Genomic DNA, 16,369 nt, shown 5'->3' on the forward strand with positions numbered 1-16,369 from the left:
CCTCACGACAGAGTTGATGATGCAAGAGCCCCTGCAATTCGCCGAATCCCGCCTTCTCGAACCGGCCAGCCTTGGCATGGTCGATATCGAGCGTGCGCTGGGCGCACTGATGAAGCCGGGGGTGGACGCCGCCGATCTCTATTTCTCGGAAGGCCAGAGCGAGAGCTGGCTGTTCGAGGACGGCATCGTGCGTCGCGGCACCCATGGCAGCGAGCGCGGGGTTGGTGTGCGCGCCATTGCCGGCGAGAAGGCAGGGCTCGCCTACAGCGACGAGATCACCGCGCCCATGCTGATGAATGCCGCCGGCCAGGCGCGCGCCATCGTCGATCACGGCCAGGCCGGGCGCGTGGCGGCTCTGGCGCCGCGCCGCGTCCGCCCCATCTACACTGCCGACAGCCCGCTCGAGAGTCTGCCCACCGAGGACAAGCTGGAACTGCTGCGGCGCGCCGACGCGGCTGCACGTGCCGCCGACCCGCGCGTGGCGCAGGTCCAGGTCTCGTTGACCGGGGCCCGCAAGACCGTCCTGATCGCGCGCAGCGACGGCCTGGTCGCCAGCGATGTCCGGCCGATGGTGCGCCTCAATGTCAATGTCACGGTCGAGCACCAGGGACGGCGGGAGCAGGCCTCGGCCGGCGGCGGCGGCCGCAGCGGCTACGCCTTCTTCCTGGACGGCGACAAGCCGGAGGCCTATGCCCGCGAAGCCGTACGTATCGCCTGTGTGCTGCTGGAGGCCGATGCGGCACCGGCTGGCACCATGCCGGTGGTGCTCGGTGCCGGCTGGCCCGGCATCCTGCTGCACGAGGCCGTGGGTCATGGGCTGGAGGGCGACTTCAACCGCAAGGGCAGTTCGGTGTACAGCGGCAAGGTGGGGCAGAAGGTGGCCTCCGATCTGTGCACGGTGGTGGATGAGGGCTGCATTCCGCATCGGCGTGGCTCGCTCACCGTGGATGACGAAGGCACACCGTCGGCACGCAACGTCCTGATCGAGAACGGCGTGCTGCGCGGCTACATGCAGGACACCATCAACGCGCGTCTGATGGGCGCGGAGTCCACCGGCAATGGGCGCCGGGAGTCCTATGCGCATCTGCCCATGCCGCGCATGACCAACACCTATCTCATGCCCGGGCCGCATGATCCGCAAGAGATTATCGCGTCCGTCGATCGTGGTCTCTATGCGGTCAACTTCAACGGCGGACAGGTCGACATCACCTCCGGCAATTTCGTGTTCTCGACCTCCGAGGCCTATCTCATCGAGAACGGCAAGGTGACCCGTCCGGTCAAGGGCGCGACCCTCATCGGCAATGGACCGGATGCGCTGTCCCAGGTCGACATGCTCGGCAATGATCTGATGCTGGATCCTGGCATCGGCGTCTGCGGCAAGGAAGGCCAGGGCGTGCCGGTGGGGGTGGGGCAGCCCACGCTGCGCATCGGCGGCCTGACTGTCGGTGGTACGCAGACGGACTAAGGCGTGGCCCAGCGGCGTCCGCGCGGCGAACTGCGCATCATCGGCGGTACCTGGCGCTCGCGGCGCGTCCGTTTCGCCGACAGCACCGTGCGCCCGACGCCCGACCGTGTGCGCCAGACCACCTTCGACTGGCTGGCGCCGCGCATTCGCGGCGCGCGCGTGCTCGATCTCTGCGCCGGCAGCGGCGCGATGGGCTTGGAAGCCCTGTCGCGCGGCGCCGCCGAGGCGGTCTTCGTGGACGCAGGGCGCGCCCAGATCGCGGCCATCCAGGCCGCCCTCGACCTGCTGCAGGCCGGCGCGGGTGCGCGCGTCGTGCAGCAGGATGCACTGCAGTGGCTACAAGGTGCATCTGGGCAGAAGCACTTCGATATCGCCTTTGTCGACCCGCCCTATGCGGCCGACCTGTGGTCGCGGCTGTTGCCGCCGCTGGCCGGCTGCATTGCAGCGGACCATCGCCTCTACATCGAGTGGCCGCGCGCGCAGACGCCGGATTTCGGCGTCGCGCTGCAGTGGCACCGGACATCCAGGGCGGCTGCGGTAAGCTACGGCCTCGCAAGCTTTTCGGACGGCACCCATCCCGACGTGGAAGGAGGAACGGCATGCCCGGAGTGACGGCAGCCTATAGCGGGACATTCGATCCGGTGACTTTCGGTCACACCGACATCATCGCGCGCGCCGCGGTCATGTTCGAGCGTCTGATCGTGGCCGTGGGCCTGAACCCGTCGAAGAATCCACGTTTTTCCATCGACGAGCGCGTGGCGCTGATCGAGGCCACGGTCGAGGAAGCGGGTCTACACAACGTGTCGGTGAAGCCCTTCGATGGTCTGATCGTGGACTTTGCCCGCGAGAACAATGTCAGTGTGCTGGTGCGCGGCGTGCGCACGGTCACGGATGTCGACTACGAGAAGCAAATGGCGATCATGAATCGCGATCTCTTCCCGCAACTCGATACCGTCATGCTGGCGCCGTCTCCGGAATACGCGCATCTGTCCTCGTCGCTGGTGCGCGAGCTGACCGGCCTCGGCGCGCCGGTGGAGAAATTCGTTCCCAAGCCGGTCCTGCCGGAGCTGCTCGCCCGTTTCGGCCGGCAAAGCTGAACCTATGGCACTGAAGATCACCGACGCCTGCATCAATTGCGATGTCTGCGAGCCCGTGTGCCCGAACGGCGCGATCTATCAGGGCGAGGAAATCTATGAAATCGACCCGGCGCTGTGCACCGAGTGCGTCGGTCATTTCGATGAGCCGCAGTGTCAGCAGCTCTGCCCGGTGGATTGCATCCCGCTTGACCCGGACCATCCGGAGACGCAGGACCAGCTCATGGCAAAGTACCGGCGTCTCACGCAGGACAGCAGCAACTAGCCCTCGTCGATGTCCGTATCGGCGATCCCCAGTCCAACGCACCATGTATCTCCTGGAGTCTTCATGCGAGCCGTGATTGCGCGCGCCACCTTTGCCCTTGTCCTTTGCCTGAGCACGCAGACCGTTCTGGCCCGCACGGTGGAGGTCTACCGCCCGCCTGCGGAAGCCGTGGCCACGGCCCACCCGATTGCCACCCAGGCCGGACTGGACGTACTCGCCGCCGGCGGCAACGCCTTTGACGCCGCGGTCGCCGTGGCGGCGACCCTGGCGGTGGTGGAGCCCTACGGCTCCGGCATTGGCGGCGGCGGCTTCTTCCTGCTGCATCGCAATGGCGCGGACCTGGACGTGATGATCGACGCCCGCGAGACCGCGCCGGGGGCCGCCACCGGTGACATGTATCTGGATGCGGATGGCAAGCCGGTGGAGGATCTGTCGCGCGACGGGCCACTGGCGGCGGGCATTCCCGGCATTCCGGCCGCGCTCGACCACATCACCAAATCCTTCGGTGTGCGCAGCATCGAGCAGAATCTGGCACCGGCGATTCGGGCAGCACGCGAGGGTTTCCCGGTCAATGAGAAGCTTGCCGGCCGCATCACCGCCTCCGCGCATCGCTTCTCACCGGCCGCCGAGGCCGTGTTCCTGCCGGGGGGCACGCTGCCCTCGGTGGGGGATCAGCTCAAGCAGGAAGATCTGGCGCAGACGCTGGAGCAGATTGCGCGCAAGGGGCGCGCCGGCTTCTATGAAGGGCCGGTGGCCAAGAAGCTGCAGCAGGGCGCCTATCGCGATGGTGGCATCTGGTCGCTTGAGGACCTTGCGGGTTACCGCATCAAGGAACGCGAGCCGACCAAGATCCAGTACCGCGGCTACGAGATCACCACGGCGTCGTTGCCGTCCGCCGGCGGCGTCACGCTGTCGCAGGTCTTCAATATCCTCGAAGCGCGAGACTGGCCGCCGGCGGGGGATATCGCGGCCCGTCACGAGTTAATCGAGGCCATGCGTCTGGCCTACCGCGACCGTGCCATCTATCTGGGTGATCCAGACTTCGTCGACGTACCGGTGGAGCGGCTGACCAGCGACGCCTATGCCCAGGAATTGGCCGCACGCATCGGTCCCAAGGCGTTGGACAGCGACGATCTCGAAGTGCCTTCGCTGCAGGCGGCGCGGGCGCGCGGCGAGAACACCACGCATTTCTCGGTCCTCGACCGCGACGGCAACCGCGTGTCCGCGACGCTGTCGATCAATACCTGGTTCGGCTCCGGTTACATGGCACCGGGCACCGGCGTGCTGTTCAACAATGAGATGGACGATTTCGCGACCGCGCCACTGGTGCCCAATGCCTACGGGCTGGTGCACACCGAGGCCAATGCGGTCCAGCCGCACAAGCGACCGCTGTCGAGCATGAGCCCCACCTTCGTGGAAGGGCCGCGCGGCGTCTTCATTACCGGCACGCCGGGTGGCAGCCGCATCATCACGATGGTGCTGCTGTCCTCACTGGCGCACATGAACGGGCTGAATGCGCAGCAGGCCGTCACGGCCCCGCGCTTTCACCACCAGTTCCTGCCGGATGCGGTCTATTTCGAAGCGGCGGCGCTCACCGAAGCGCAGCAGGCGGCGCTGCAGGCGCGCGGCCACGAATTGCACAGCTCGTCGCGGCGCTATGGCGATATGCAGGCGATTCACTGGAATATCCGCTACGACACCGTAGAGGCCGCCTCCGACCCGCGCGGCATCGGCAGCGCCAACGTGCGCGCGACACGCAAGGACTAGGGCCTTTTCACATTCGGTCGATCACGGCGCGCATACGGGCCGCGTCCTTCGGATTCGCCACGACTGACTGCGTGTTCACAGGCCCTAGTCGAGGCGCGCAATCACCGGCGCGTGATCGGAAGGCCGCTCCAGCCGGCGCGGCGCGAGGTCGACCTCCCATCCGGTCACGCGCTCGGCCAGCGGCTGGCTGAGCAGGACGTGGTCAATGCGCAGGCCAAGATTGCGGCGAAAGCCGGCGGCGCGGTAGTCCCACCAGGTGTAGCGCTGCTCCGGCGTGGGGACCTTGGTGAAGCTGTCGGTCAGTCCGAGTTCGAGCAGGGCCTCGAAACCGGCGCGCTCCGGGCCGGAACACAGGATGCGGCCTTCCCAGGACTCGGGGTCATGGGTGTCTTCCGGCGTGGGCGCGATATTGAAATCCCCGACCACCGCCACTTCCGGGTGGGCGCGCGCCTCGGCGGCGACGAAGTCGCGGAACTGCTGTAGCCACTCGATCTTGTAGTGGTATTTCTGTGAATCGACTGACTGCCCATTGGGCACATAGGCGCAGATGATGCGAATGCCGTCGACCGTCGCGGCAATGACCCGCTTCTGCGGATCCTCGACCTCCGGCATGTCACGCTGCAGGGCCGTGGGCTCGCTGCGCGCCAGAATCGCCACACCGTTGTAAGTCTTCTGGCCGTTGCAGACGGCGTACCAGCCGGCCTCACGCAGTGCCTCGAAAGGAAAGTCCTCGTCCGCCAGCTTCAGTTCCTGCAGGCCGACGACGGTGTCGCTCTGGCCTTCCAGCCATTCAAGTACGTGCGGCAGCCGTACGCGAAGCGAGTTCAGATTCCAGGTGGCGATGTGCATGGGCGAAAGATGACGCGGGTTTGAGAACGGCGGCGCGCATTGTGGCGGTTCACGACATCGATGCCCTCATCCGGCTGAACGATCGGTTGACGGGGCGCCATTGCCGCGACCTGCTAGGAGTCGGGCGGCGGCTTTTGGCATCATGAAGTGCTTGGATGACGGGAGAGGGAACATCAAAGGATTCAGCCATCGCGTATCGGCAGCCTTGGCACTGCCCATTATGCTCAGTGCATGTTCCGGCGTGCCGGTGCTCTGGTCAGACCCCGAGCCGCAAGCGATGCAGGTGCGCCAGGTGGGTGCGCTGCGCGATTGCGCCTCGCCCCAGGAGGGTGCGCGGGTCCAGCTCTTCGAGAGCGGCGAAGCCGCCCGCGCCTGGGCGGCATCACGCCAGCGCGACCGTCTGGTACGCGATGTCCGTCCCGGTCGACCCTATGTCGTGATCGAACTGGGGACCGCATCGAGTCTTGGCAGCGGCATTGCCGTGCGCAGTCAGGCGGAGCGTATTGGCAAGCGCGTGCGCCTGGAAGCGAGCCTTTTCCAGGGTGACGCGGCGACGGCACCCTGTGTGGTGGTGGCGCTGCCGCCGGGCATTGACGCCAGCCATACCGTTGCCGTCTATGACGCCGGCGGCCAGCGCATCGCCGCTAGTCAACCCTGAGGCCACTGCCGTCAATCTGGCCTGTCCGGCCATTACTTCAACAAGGAGTCGAACCCACTCATGCTGCGATTTCTGCCGAGTCCCCTGAGCGCGGCCATCATGTTTCTGCTGTTTGTGCTCAACCTGCTGCTGTGGGCGATCCCGGTCTACACCATGATTCTGGTCAAGCTCCTGACCTGGGGCAGCTGGAGTCGGTGGTCGACGCGCACGATGGCGAACTTCGCGCAGGGCTGGGCCGCCAGCAACGTCTGGCTCGGGGATCATCTGCTGGGAACCGAGTGGGACATTGAGGGCGTCTCGCGCCTCGACCTGAAAGGGCAGTACCTGGTGACCTCCAATCATCAGACCTGGAATGACATCTACGTGCTGATGAAGGCCTTCGGCCGCAATGCGCCCTTCTTCAAGTTCTTTCTCAAGCAGCAGCTCATCTGGGTGCCGGTATTGGGGCCGGTCTGGTGGGCACTCGACTACCCCTTCATGAAGCGGCACTCGCGCGAGGCCATCAAGGCCAACCCTGCCCTCGCCAGCCAGGATTTCGAGGCGACCCGGCGCGCCTGCGACCGCTACCAGGGCCAGCCGGTCATGATTCTCAACTTTCTGGAAGGCACGCGCTTCACCGCCGAGAAGCACAGTCGGCAGGCGTCCTCCTATCGCCATCTGCTGCGCCCGAAGGCGGGTGGCCTGATCTTCGCGCTGCAGGCCATGGGCGAGAAGCTCTCGTCCATCCTCGATGTCACCATCGTCTATCCCGACGGCGCCTGTGGATTCATGGCCTTTTTCGGCGGCAAGATGCGCAAGGTCATCGTGCGGGTGCGCGAAATCCCGGTACCCAAGGACTTCTATCACGGCGACTACGCGGGCGACGCCGCCTTCCGGCAACGCGTGCACGCCTGGGTGAGTGAGATCTGGGCCGACAAGGACCAGCTCATCGACCGTCTTCTGGCAAACCCAGAGGCCGAGCGCGCTGCCTAAGCGCCTTTCAACAGGGTGATTCCACATGAACCGTTCCGTTGTCGTAGCGCTGTTGCTGATCGCCGTTGCCGCGGCCGGCGGCTATTGGTGGTGGAGTCAGTCTGAGGACGGCGTCGGCGACAGCCCGGAAACCGCCGTGGACTATCGCGACCCGGCGCAGACCGAGAAAGCCGCCGCCGAGCCGGAGCCGCCCCAATACCCGGTAGGCGACACTGCCGCGGAAAGCGCAGACGCCGGCGCCGCCGAGAGCGATGCACCCGCCGGCGCGGAAGCCACGGATGCCCAGTCTTCATCCCTGCCGCCCCTGGATGAGAGCGACGAGGCCGTACGCGCCGATCTGCGCGCACTCACCGGAGACATCCCGATCGAAGGCCGCCTGGTGCCGCGCCGGCTGGTGCAGAGATTCGTGGTCTGGGTCAACAGCCTGGACGGCCAGATCGTGCCGGTGACCAAATGGCCGGTGCAGCACGTGCCGGGCCGGCCGCTGGTGGAGGCGGTTGGCAATAACCGCTTCGAATGGCTGCCCGCCAACGCCCAACGCTACGCGCCCTACGTGCGTGCTTTCACTGCGCCGGACACCGACACCATGGTGGACCTCTACCTGCGCTACTACCCGCTGCTGCAGCGGGCCTTCGCTGCCCTGGGCGAGGAGGAGGACTACTTCAACGACCGGCTGATCGCAATCATCGATCACCTGCTGGCCGCACCACCCGCGCGGGAACGCTATCTGCTGGTGCAGCCGGAAGTGCTCTACGCATTTGCCGACCCGGATCTGGAGGCGCTGTCCTCCGGGCAGAAGATCCTGCTGCGCCTGGGTCCCGAGGCCTCGCGAGCCGTGCGCGACAAGCTGCGGGACTTCCGGGCGGTCTTGCTGGCGCGCATCGCGCCCGAGGCAACGCCGGCCGCTGGCGACTGACCTGGCGCCGATGATGGGGGCATCGCGGCCATGACCGACCCCACCCGCTTTGCCTTCAGCCTGCAGGGGGCGGTCAGCGCGGCCATGGCCTTGCTGCTAGCGGTCTATCTCACCAAGTTCTACGTCGATGTGGTGGCCCTGCCAGCGGGCGTGATGGCCCTGGCCATTGCCGCCGGTCGCGCCTTCGACGCCATCACCGACCCCTTGATGGGGTGGCTGTCGGACCGCACCCGTAGTCGCTTTGGCCGGCGCATGCCCTATATCGCCATCGGCGTGCTGGGCAACACCGCCATGTTCGTTCTGCTGCTGAATCCGCCCGAGGCGCTCCCCGAGGTCGGCCTGGCGGGCTGGGCGGTGGCAGCGCTGCTGCTGTCCTTTCTCTTCCTCACCATCTCGGCGGTGCCGCGGCAGGCCCTGGCCATGGAACTGACCCAGGATCAGGGGCAGCGACAGGACTTGTTCGCCGCCATCGCCGGCTTCGTAGCCATCGGCACCATCGTGGGTGCGGTCATGCCCAATGTGCTGTCTGGCATGGGCATTGAGGACGGCCGCGAGCAGATGTTCTGGCAGTCAATGATGTACGGCGGCGCCTATCTCGCCGCCAATCTCCTCTTTCTGCTGGTCATCCGCGAGCCCCGCGTCGATGCAGTACGCGGCCGCGTGCCCCTGGTCCCGGGCGTGCGCCGCGCGCTGCGCAATCCGGCCTTTCGCATCACCTTCGCCTCGCACATCATCACGGCCATCCCCTTTGCCATTCCGGCAACCATGCTGCCCTTCTACACCGAGCATGTGCTGCAAGCGGAGGGCGTGTGGGTGGGCTATTTCCTGCTGGCCTATCTGCTGTCGGGCCTTCTAGCGCTCCCCATCTGGCTGATCGTTGCGCATGCTCAGGGCAAGCGGGTGGTCTGGCTGTCGGCCGGCGCCATTGCCGTCGTCGGCGGCAGCGCGTTGTTCTTTGCCGGGCCGGGCGACGAACGTCTGGTGCTGTTCATTCACATGATGGTGGGCCTGCAATCCGCAGTATGGCTGTTCGTCGGCGGGGCCATGCACGCCGATGTCGTCGACTACGACGAGTTGCTGACCGGCAAACGCCGCGAAGCCCAGTTCGCCGCACTGTGGAGCATCATCCCCAAGTTCGCGCTGATTCCCGGCGCCGCCCTTCCGCTGGCCGTACTCGGCAGTGTGGGGTACGTCCCGGATGCCGCCACGCAGAGCCCCGAGGTGGTGTTCGCCATCAAGACGCTGCATGCCCTCGTCCCTGCAGTGCTCAATGCCATCGGGCTGGGCCTGATGTGGTGGTATCCGCTGTCCGAGGCGCGACACGCGGCCGTGCAGCGCGCGGTGGCCGCCCATAGCCGGGGTGAAACCGTGGTCGATCCGATCACGGGCGCGTTGCTGCCGCCACCGTCGCGTCGAGCGGTGGACGAGGCCACAGCCTGGCGGTTGGACAGCTTTTCCCCCGCCGAACTGGTGCGTATAGCCGGCGGCGCGTGGCGCACGGTGACCGTTGCTGTGGTCGCCCGCGTTGTGGCTTGGGCAGCATTGTCGCTTGGCCTGCTGGCCAGTCTGTGGCCGCAGCTACGGAGTTTGGAGCAGGATCCCGGCGCTTTGCCGGCACTGACCATCGTGGTGGCGGGGCTGACGCTGACTGCAAGCCTGTTCCACGCGGCGCGGCTACCGGCACTGTGGCGCCTGCGTAGGGATCCTTTGCCTCCCGCTACGATATTGGCGCACCTCGAGGCGGTGGCCCCGCGCTCGCTGGCGACGCATCGCCTGCGTGGTGCCATCGGCCTGTCGCTTTGAAGCAAGATGCCGTGGCGGCGGCGCCCTTGCCAGGGTGCCAGCCGCCACGGCAGTGCATCACCAGTCGAGGCGGTAGTTGAGGCCCACCATGCGTCCGGGACCGCTGGAGAAGGCGCTCGGAATGTTGAAGGCCTGATTGATCATCGGCACGTAGTCCTTGTTCAGCAGATTGCTGACCGATAGCTGCAGCGTGCCGGGTCCGACCGCGAAGCTGCTGACCAGGTCGACCAGCGTGTAGCCGTCGATTTCACCCTCGCCGAAGCCGGCAAAGCTCTCAGGCCCGTCCGCATTGGGGAATTCGTCGCGGTCACCGATATGCGTCAGTTGTAGGCGGTTGTCCCAGCCCGGCAGTGGGGAGTGGCTGAAGTAGGCCGTGACCTTGAGCGGTGCGATGCGTGTGCCATCGAGCTTGACCTCGGTGCCGTCGGCGCTTTCCCGTTCACCCTTGGCGCGGCTCACCGTCCCGCCGAAGGTGGTCATGTCGCTGACCGTGTAGTCAAAGGTCAGTTCGGCACCGTGAATGTCTTCGGCAAACTTGCGAATCTGCGCATCGTCATCAAAGGTTGTGCCGTTGTCCGACCGGCTGTAGAACACGGCCAGCGAGGTGGATAGGCGCCCATCAGACCAGCGCAGCCCCAGCTCATAGTTGTCGGTTTTTTGTGCTTCCGACTCGAAGTCCTCGGCCTGGAAAGTCACGCGTTCCTCGAAGGGGCCGGCATCGGCCAGCACACGCCCGATATCGGCCAGCGAGAAGCCCTGCGAGAAGCTGGCGAACAGGTCGAACTGCGGGCTGAGATAGAGTACCCCGCCGAGGTTGAACAGGGTTTCGTCATAGTCGAGGGTGCCCGCTTCCACGCGGTTGCCGCTGCGGTTGCTGTCCACCGTTGCCGTATCCACCGAGATGACTTCATGACGAAGACCGCCACGAATCAGGCCGGCGTCCCCTAGGGGAATCTCTACTTCCGCGAATCCAGCAAAGGCGTCCTGTTCCATAGCCGGCACTGCGTCCGGAGCCTGGAAGCTCACCGGGTCGGTTTCATCGCGTAGGTAGTCCGCACCCCAGATCAGATGAAGCGCGCCGGGAAGCAACGTCAGTGGTGTATCGATGGTAGTCCGGCTACCGAATTTCTCGGAGGCGATTCCGCCCTGCGAGAAGCCGGGGAACTTGCCAAAGACGATTTCCTGATCACCGTAGTAGCTGTTGAGCCGAAGCGTGCTGCCCGCCAGATTGGCATGCGAGTAGCTGATGTTGGCGACGGTGTTGCGCGTACCTGGCGATCTCACGAAGCGCGCATCATCGGGCGCTTCGCTGAGCGGAATGGCCGGCGTTCTTCCGTCGCGCAACTCGGTGTCGAAGGTGAAGTCAGATTCCTGCTCGTTGTCCAGGTGGTTGACCATGAACTGGACACGCTGCAGGTCGTCGATGGCGTAGCCCACCTTGCCGAGCAGACTGTATTCGGTGCTGTCGGCAAAGCCACCCTGCGAGCCAAGCGGGTCGGGCGGAATGCGGCGGCCTTCGGCATCGAACAGCCCCTGTCGCTCCACAAGAGAGCCGGAGAAGAGATAGTCCCAGGCGCCACGTGTGCCGGAAACGCCATGTTCGGTTTCAAAGATGCCGGAATCGTCGAATTCTTCCGTGGAGTAGCGCACGCCAACCGCCGAGTAGCCCGCGGTGGGAGCGTCTTCCGACTTCTTGGTGATGATGTTGATCAGTCCCCCGGTTGCGCCGAAACCGTAAGCCGCCGTACCGCCGCGTACGACTTCCACGCGTTCGATCGAAGCGGGGGAGATGGTGTTGAGGTCGCGCGAGGCGTCTCGCAGAGGCGTGGACTGTGGAATGCCGTCAATCAATACCAGAAAGTTGCGGCCACGCAGTGTCTGGCCGAAATTCGTTGCCGCTTGGGTGCTGGGCCCAAGGCCGGGGACCTCGGACGCCAGGATCGTGCTCAGGTTGCGATCCAGGCTCGCCTGCCTCTGGATCGTTTCGGCATCGATGATGGTGACCGAACGCGCGGTCTGCGACACCGTGCTTTCGGTGCGGGTGGCCGAAACGACCACCGGATCGAATGTGGCTTCGTCTGCCGGCGCTTCCTGCGCCATGGCCGGCGTCCAGGCGGTGGCGGTCATGCAGACAGCCGCGAACAGCCCGGTACGCGGGCAGCGATTGTGAAAGGTCATGTCGAATCCCCAGTCTGTGTGGCTCGTTGAGCCTTATAAGAACCGTAACGCTAATGCGTACGATTCTCATATTTTAGCGGGGTGGATGGAGCTGCGCTGTCCGCGCGCAGAAGGCGCTACGGTGCGGCATTGCTGCCAACGTGCAGGCCATGGAGCACCGCAACGGCCATGCCGGCCAGCCCAATGCCCAACAGCCAGAAGAGAGTGGCGTAGCCGGGTGAAAGGCCGGCAAAGGCCAACGGCAGGGCTGCGCTGCCACAGAGCAGGCCCAGGCCACGGCGCAGACGACGCTGAGCCACAGGCAAGACCGCTCGATGGCGGCGTCGGCGCTGCCGGGGATCGGTGCTCACCAGCAGCGCCATGCAAAGCAGCAGAAGGAAGGTGCTGAGCAGCAGCATGTCAGGCCGCCACGGTGCGATATGTTGCCCGCTGGCGCCGCTCGGCGCGGCGGAGGCCATGGACTGCATACAGCGCCGTCACGGCCGTGAGCAGCATGACCAGGTCCACGCCGGCAATCTGCCATTGGCCTCGCGCAATGGTCAGGGGGAGCGCGTCCCCAGTAGTGATGGCGTTCAGTACAGGCAATGACAACGCCAGCGCGGCCACGGCCAGCAGTTGTCGCCCAAGACCAGTAAGGCCAGGTTGTAGCCAGGCATGCAGCAGGCTGGCGATCCAGGCGGTAAAGAAGATGCCTACTTCGAACTCGGCACGCGCGGCCGGGCCAGCGGGCAGCAGGCGATTGGCGGCCAGCATGGCCAGGGTGGCCATGAGCAGGCCGACGGTGGAGGCCCCTGCCATGGCTTGCGCGCAACGAAATGCGCGCTGTCCAGTGCGCTGCGCACGCTTCTCAAGCCAGACCAGGAAGCCGGAAGCGATGACCACACAGCCGGCAACCCCCATCAGGAAGTACAGCCAGCGCACCGCCCAACTGTCAGCCACCACGATATGCAGCCCGGTCAGGAACTGATAGGTCTGCATGGCGGGGCCAAGGCGCTGCTGATGCAGCAACGTGCCATCGGTGGCGTCGAAATCAAGCTGTTCGTAGCGATAGGCGATCTCGCGGGGCGTGTCCCGATAGGCGGCCACGTAGGCATGGGCATCACCCGCGAGGTGAATACCCAGCACCATGACCTCCCCGCCCTGCCAGATGCTGCGGGCCTGCGCCGCAATGTGGTCGAGGGATACGCGCTCGGCGGGCATGTCGGCCGCATTACGGTCGACGTGCGGCAACACGTCGTGGAAGAAGTCCTCGCTGTTGGAGTAGCTCGCCAGCACATTCACCGGCATATAGGTATAGACGAAGATGGCCACCCCGCTGAAGGCCATGAACACCAGAAAAGGCAGGCTCATGACCCCGCTGATGTTGTGTACGTCGAGTAGTGCCCGACCGCGCGCGCGCTCCAGTCGCAGGCTGAAGAAGTCGCGCAGCAGGCGGCGATGGACCACGATCCCGCTAACCACCATGGCCAGCACCATCATGCCGGCCAGACCTACCAGCCAGTAGCCCAGAGTGGCCATGCCAAAGGCACCGAAGTGCAGGGAATAGTGCAGCGGAAAGAAGAACTCGCTGGCGCCGAAGGTGCCGGGGTCGGCAATGGGTTGACCATCCCGGCTAATGAAGGCGTGCTGGTCGGCGCCGGCGGCATCGTGATAATGGGCGGCATAGACCGGCCGGCGGGGTGTCGGTGGGTAGAGAAATACGCCGTGAGGGCCTAGTTCATGGGCCGACTGCAGCGCCTGGAAGGCGCCCTCGAAGCCGACATCCTCGCCGCTGGCGATGGTCCGCGTGTCCGGCATCATCCAGCGGTCGATGCTCTGCTCGAAGACGACCAGTGAGCCGGTGAAGAAAACGAAGAAGATCAGCGAGCCAGCCACGAGGCCGCCCCAGGTGTGCAGCACATTGAGCGACTGACGCAGCGAACGGGTCATAGCGCGCCGCCTGCATCGAATTGCCAGACCAAAAGCGCACCAACTGCCGCCAGGCTGGTCGGGAGCAGCCAAGCCTGAAGCAGCCGGCGGGCCGCCACTGCATGGATTGCCAGCGCGAGCCAGAGCAACAGGCCTGCGAGCATCAGCCAGACAGTGGTCTCCGCCCGCGGCAAGCCGCCGGCAACCAGCACGCTCGTCAGCCCCGCCGTGCTCAGGGTGGCGGCGAGCCACGCCAGTGGCAGTGCGGCCAGGCTGCGCACTGTCGCCTCCCGTCGCGGTGAGGGGCTCTGCGGGGACGCGGCGTGCTTCACAGGCGATTCATCAACGCGAAATAGGGCGCGAATGGTAACGCTTCGCGATTCTCTATGTCGGTAGGCTGTCAGGCCTCCTCAGGCAGCGTCGAGCAGACCGTCCTGACGCAGCAGGGCGTCGATCTCGGGGTCGCGGCCGCGGAAGGCGCGGAACAGGCTGCCGGCATCGCGGGTACCGCCGCGGGCGAGGATGCAGTCGCGGAAGCGATGCCCGGTCTCCGGATCGAGCACGCCGGCCTCTTCGAAGGCAGCGAAGGCATCCGCTGACAGCACCTCGGCCCACTTGTAGCTGTAGTAGCCGGCGGCATAGCCGCCCGCAAAGATGTGCGAGAAGCTGTTTGGAAAGCGGTTATAGGTCGGCGGCTGGATCACCGCGACTTCGTCGCGCACTGCCTGCAGTGTCTCCAGCACCCGGCCGCCGCGGGCGGGGTCGAAGTCGCGGTGCAGGCGCAGGTCGAAGAGCGCGAACTCCACCTGGCGCAAGGTTGCCAGCCCGGCGCCGAACTGGCGATCGGCCTGCAGCTTCTCGAGCAGGTGGTCCGGCAAGGGCTTGCCGCTGTCGACGTGTCGGCTCATGCGCTGCACAAAGCGGCGGTCGTAGCAGAAGTTCTCCATGAACTGGCTGGGCAGCTCGACGGCGTCCCAGGCCACGTTGTTGATGCCGGAGACAGCCGCCACATCGATCTGCGTCAGCAGATGGTGCAGGCCGTGGCCGGCCTCGTGGAACAGGGTGAGCACTTCCTGATGGGTGAGCTGCGGCGCCTGTCCGGCCAGGGGCGGTGTGAAGTTGCCGACGAGATAGGCCACCGGCGTCTGCAGGCCCTCGGGGCTGCGGCGACGCGAGCGGCCGTCGTTCATCCAGGCGCCACCGCGCTTGTGTTCGCGCGCGTAGGGATCCAGATAGAACAGACCGATGGTCTCGCCATCGGCGTCGAACAGCCGATAGACCGTCACGCTGTCGTGCCATACCCTGACGTCGTCAATGGCTTCGGCGCGCACGCCGTACAGGGTCTCGATCAGGTCGAACAGTCCGGCAATCACCGCGTCGAGTGGAAAGTAGGGCTTGAGGATCTCGTCCGAGAGGCCCAGCTGCTGCTCGCGCAGTTTTTCGCTGTAGTACGGAAGATCCCAGGGCTGCAGGTGTTCGATGCCGTTGCGCTCGCGGGCAAAGGCGGTGAGCTCGGCCAGTTCCTGTTCTGCGCGTGGCCGTGCCCGATGCGCCAGGTCGAGCAGGAAGCGCTCCACGGTGTCGGCGTCATCGGCCATCTTGGGCGCCAGCGAAAGGGCGGCGTAATTCGGGTAGCCAAGCAACTGCGCCTGTTCGTGGCGCGCGCCGAGAATCTGCTCCATCAGCGGGCTGTTGTCGAAGCGGGCGTCGTGCGGACCGGCATCGGAGGCGCGCGTGCTCCACGCCTCGTACAGGCATTCGCGCAGCGCGCGATCATCGGCATGACTGATGACCGTATTGAAGCTGGGGAAATCAAGCGTCAGTCGATAGCCGGCCTCGCCCTTGGCTTCGGCGCGCTGGCGGGCGGCGGCAATGGCGCCTTCGCTCATGCCACTCAGTCGCTGCGCGTCGGGCAGGGTCAGTGACCAGGCCTGGCTGGTGTCGAGCAGATGCTCCTCAAAGCGCGTCCCCCATTCGGACAGCTGCATGGCCAGGGCGCGATAGCGCTGCCGCGGCTGCTCGTCCAGCGCGACGCCCGCAAGCCGGTAATCGCGTAGATGATGTTCGACGGCCGCCTGCTGCGCCTCGGTGAGGGCGTCAAAGGCTTCGCTGTTGCGCAGGCGCTGCCAGGCCTCGAACAGCGGACGGGACTGCGACAGTTCCAGCGAGTAGTCGGTGAGCTTGGGCAGGCAGGCGTTGTAGGCGGCGCGCCAGGCCTCGGTGGAACAGACCGAGAACAGATGACCCACCGGGCCGAAGACGCGATGTACACGCTCGTCCAGGGCCTCCAGCGGCTCCGCGAGTTCATGCCAATGGGTGGCGTTGCTGGCGATGAGCGCGTCGATGCGCGCCCGGTTCTCGGCCAGGATGGCATCCAGCGCCGTTTCGGCGTGTTCGGGGCGGATGGCGCTGAAATCGGGGAGGTCGCAGCGGCCTTCGGCGAGGTCGAGCAGGGGGTTGTTGGTTGTCATGCCTGCATTGTAGGACGCTGCAT

15 protein-coding genes are annotated in these 16,369 nt (G+C 65.8%); 9 read left to right on the plus strand and 6 right to left on the minus strand.

Going from position 1 to position 16,369, the window contains the following annotated elements; translation table 11 throughout:
- Positions 1-16 precede the first annotated feature (16 nt).
- The 5 genes from tldD (at position 17) to ggt (ending at position 4,591) form a co-directional block, all read left to right on the plus strand.
- Positions 17-1,465: a metalloprotease TldD gene (gene tldD / locus ACOOFO_RS03460; protein WP_420428267.1), complete on the plus strand. Its 1,449-nt coding sequence runs from the start codon at positions 17-19 to the stop codon at positions 1,463-1,465.
- Between the two features lie 3 nt (positions 1,466-1,468).
- The gene (gene rsmD, locus ACOOFO_RS03465) at positions 1,469-2,077 is read left to right on the plus strand and encodes a 16S rRNA (guanine(966)-N(2))-methyltransferase RsmD (protein ID WP_420428268.1); all 609 of its coding nucleotides are present in this window, start codon (positions 1,469-1,471) and stop codon (positions 2,075-2,077) included.
- Complete coding sequence (gene coaD / locus ACOOFO_RS03470; protein WP_420428269.1) at positions 2,065-2,562, plus strand: pantetheine-phosphate adenylyltransferase; 498 nt, start codon at positions 2,065-2,067, stop codon at positions 2,560-2,562. Before rsmD ends, coaD begins: the two co-directional genes overlap by 13 nt.
- A gap of 4 nt (positions 2,563-2,566) precedes the next feature.
- Positions 2,567-2,824, plus strand: coding sequence for a YfhL family 4Fe-4S dicluster ferredoxin (locus tag ACOOFO_RS03475; RefSeq protein ID WP_420428270.1), 258 nt, complete (start codon positions 2,567-2,569; stop codon positions 2,822-2,824).
- Between the two features lie 63 nt (positions 2,825-2,887).
- Complete coding sequence (ggt, locus tag ACOOFO_RS03480; protein ID WP_420428271.1) at positions 2,888-4,591, plus strand: gamma-glutamyltransferase; 1,704 nt, start codon at positions 2,888-2,890, stop codon at positions 4,589-4,591.
- Positions 4,592-4,675: 84 nt separating this feature from the next.
- Here the strand turns inward: ggt and xth are convergent, their stop codons facing one another.
- Complete coding sequence (gene xth / locus ACOOFO_RS03485) at positions 4,676-5,440, minus strand: exodeoxyribonuclease III (RefSeq protein WP_420428272.1); 765 nt, start codon at positions 5,438-5,440, stop codon at positions 4,676-4,678.
- A gap of 205 nt (positions 5,441-5,645) precedes the next feature.
- Between xth and ACOOFO_RS03490 the strand changes: the two genes are divergently transcribed.
- Genes ACOOFO_RS03490 through ACOOFO_RS03505 form a run of 4 tightly spaced genes read left to right on the plus strand, consistent with a single transcriptional unit; the run spans position 5,646 to position 9,789 of the window.
- Positions 5,646-6,098 (plus strand): hypothetical protein, encoded by a 453-nt coding sequence (locus ACOOFO_RS03490; protein WP_420428273.1) that lies wholly within the window; start codon positions 5,646-5,648, stop codon positions 6,096-6,098.
- 60 nt (positions 6,099-6,158) lie between these two features.
- Complete coding sequence (locus ACOOFO_RS03495; RefSeq protein ID WP_420428274.1) at positions 6,159-7,070, plus strand: acyltransferase; 912 nt, start codon at positions 6,159-6,161, stop codon at positions 7,068-7,070.
- A gap of 25 nt (positions 7,071-7,095) precedes the next feature.
- Entirely contained in the window at positions 7,096-7,986 is an 891-nt protein-coding gene (locus ACOOFO_RS03500; RefSeq protein ID WP_420428275.1) for a DUF3014 domain-containing protein, read from the plus strand.
- 30 nt (positions 7,987-8,016) lie between these two features.
- Positions 8,017-9,789, plus strand: a complete 1,773-nt coding sequence (locus ACOOFO_RS03505) for an MFS transporter (protein ID WP_420428276.1) — start codon at positions 8,017-8,019, stop codon at positions 9,787-9,789.
- 57 nt (positions 9,790-9,846) lie between these two features.
- On the opposite strand, the gene ACOOFO_RS03510 is transcribed toward ACOOFO_RS03505, so the two are convergent.
- From ACOOFO_RS03510 to ACOOFO_RS03530, 5 genes are all read right to left on the minus strand, one after another.
- Entirely contained in the window at positions 9,847-11,967 is a 2,121-nt protein-coding gene (locus ACOOFO_RS03510) for a TonB-dependent receptor (RefSeq protein ID WP_420428277.1), read from the minus strand.
- A 116-nt stretch (positions 11,968-12,083) separates the two neighbouring features.
- Positions 12,084-12,365: a hypothetical protein gene (locus tag ACOOFO_RS03515; RefSeq protein ID WP_420428278.1), complete on the minus strand. Its 282-nt coding sequence runs from the start codon at positions 12,363-12,365 to the stop codon at positions 12,084-12,086.
- Position 12,366: 1 nt separating this feature from the next.
- On the minus strand, positions 12,367-13,896 hold the full coding sequence (locus ACOOFO_RS03520) for a PepSY-associated TM helix domain-containing protein (protein ID WP_420428279.1): 1,530 nt from the start codon (positions 13,894-13,896) through the stop codon (positions 12,367-12,369).
- Entirely contained in the window at positions 13,893-14,207 is a 315-nt protein-coding gene (locus ACOOFO_RS03525) for a hypothetical protein (RefSeq protein ID WP_420428280.1), read from the minus strand. The genes ACOOFO_RS03520 and ACOOFO_RS03525 overlap by 4 nt, the downstream gene beginning before the upstream one ends.
- Before the next feature lie 78 nt (positions 14,208-14,285).
- Entirely contained in the window at positions 14,286-16,346 is a 2,061-nt protein-coding gene (locus ACOOFO_RS03530) for a M3 family metallopeptidase (protein ID WP_420428281.1), read from the minus strand.
- Positions 16,347-16,369: the final 23 nt, after the last annotated feature.

Origin of the sequence: Algiphilus sp. (genome assembly GCF_965216485.1) — a bacterium.
In the GTDB taxonomy this organism is placed as follows: Bacteria; Pseudomonadota; Gammaproteobacteria; order Nevskiales; family Nevskiaceae; genus Algiphilus.

Coding starts and splice junctions, on each gene's coding strand:
- tldD (WP_420428267.1), top strand. CDS start 17: ATGATGCAAGAGCCCCTGCAATTCGCCGAATCCCGCCTTCTCGAACCG.
- coaD (WP_420428269.1), top strand. CDS start 2,065: ATGCCCGGAGTGACGGCAGCCTATAGCGGGACATTCGATCCGGTGACT.
- ACOOFO_RS03475 (WP_420428270.1), top strand. CDS start 2,567: ATGGCACTGAAGATCACCGACGCCTGCATCAATTGCGATGTCTGCGAG.
- ggt (WP_420428271.1), top strand. CDS start 2,888: ATGCGAGCCGTGATTGCGCGCGCCACCTTTGCCCTTGTCCTTTGCCTG.
- xth (WP_420428272.1), bottom strand. CDS start 5,440: ATGCACATCGCCACCTGGAATCTGAACTCGCTTCGCGTACGGCTGCCG.
- ACOOFO_RS03495 (WP_420428274.1), top strand. CDS start 6,159: ATGCTGCGATTTCTGCCGAGTCCCCTGAGCGCGGCCATCATGTTTCTG.
- ACOOFO_RS03500 (WP_420428275.1), top strand. CDS start 7,096: ATGAACCGTTCCGTTGTCGTAGCGCTGTTGCTGATCGCCGTTGCCGCG.
- ACOOFO_RS03505 (WP_420428276.1), top strand. CDS start 8,017: ATGACCGACCCCACCCGCTTTGCCTTCAGCCTGCAGGGGGCGGTCAGC.
- ACOOFO_RS03510 (WP_420428277.1), bottom strand. CDS start 11,967: ATGACCTTTCACAATCGCTGCCCGCGTACCGGGCTGTTCGCGGCTGTC.
- ACOOFO_RS03515 (WP_420428278.1), bottom strand. CDS start 12,365: ATGCTGCTGCTCAGCACCTTCCTTCTGCTGCTTTGCATGGCGCTGCTG.
- ACOOFO_RS03520 (WP_420428279.1), bottom strand. CDS start 13,896: ATGACCCGTTCGCTGCGTCAGTCGCTCAATGTGCTGCACACCTGGGGC.
- ACOOFO_RS03530 (WP_420428281.1), bottom strand. CDS start 16,346: ATGACAACCAACAACCCCCTGCTCGACCTCGCCGAAGGCCGCTGCGAC.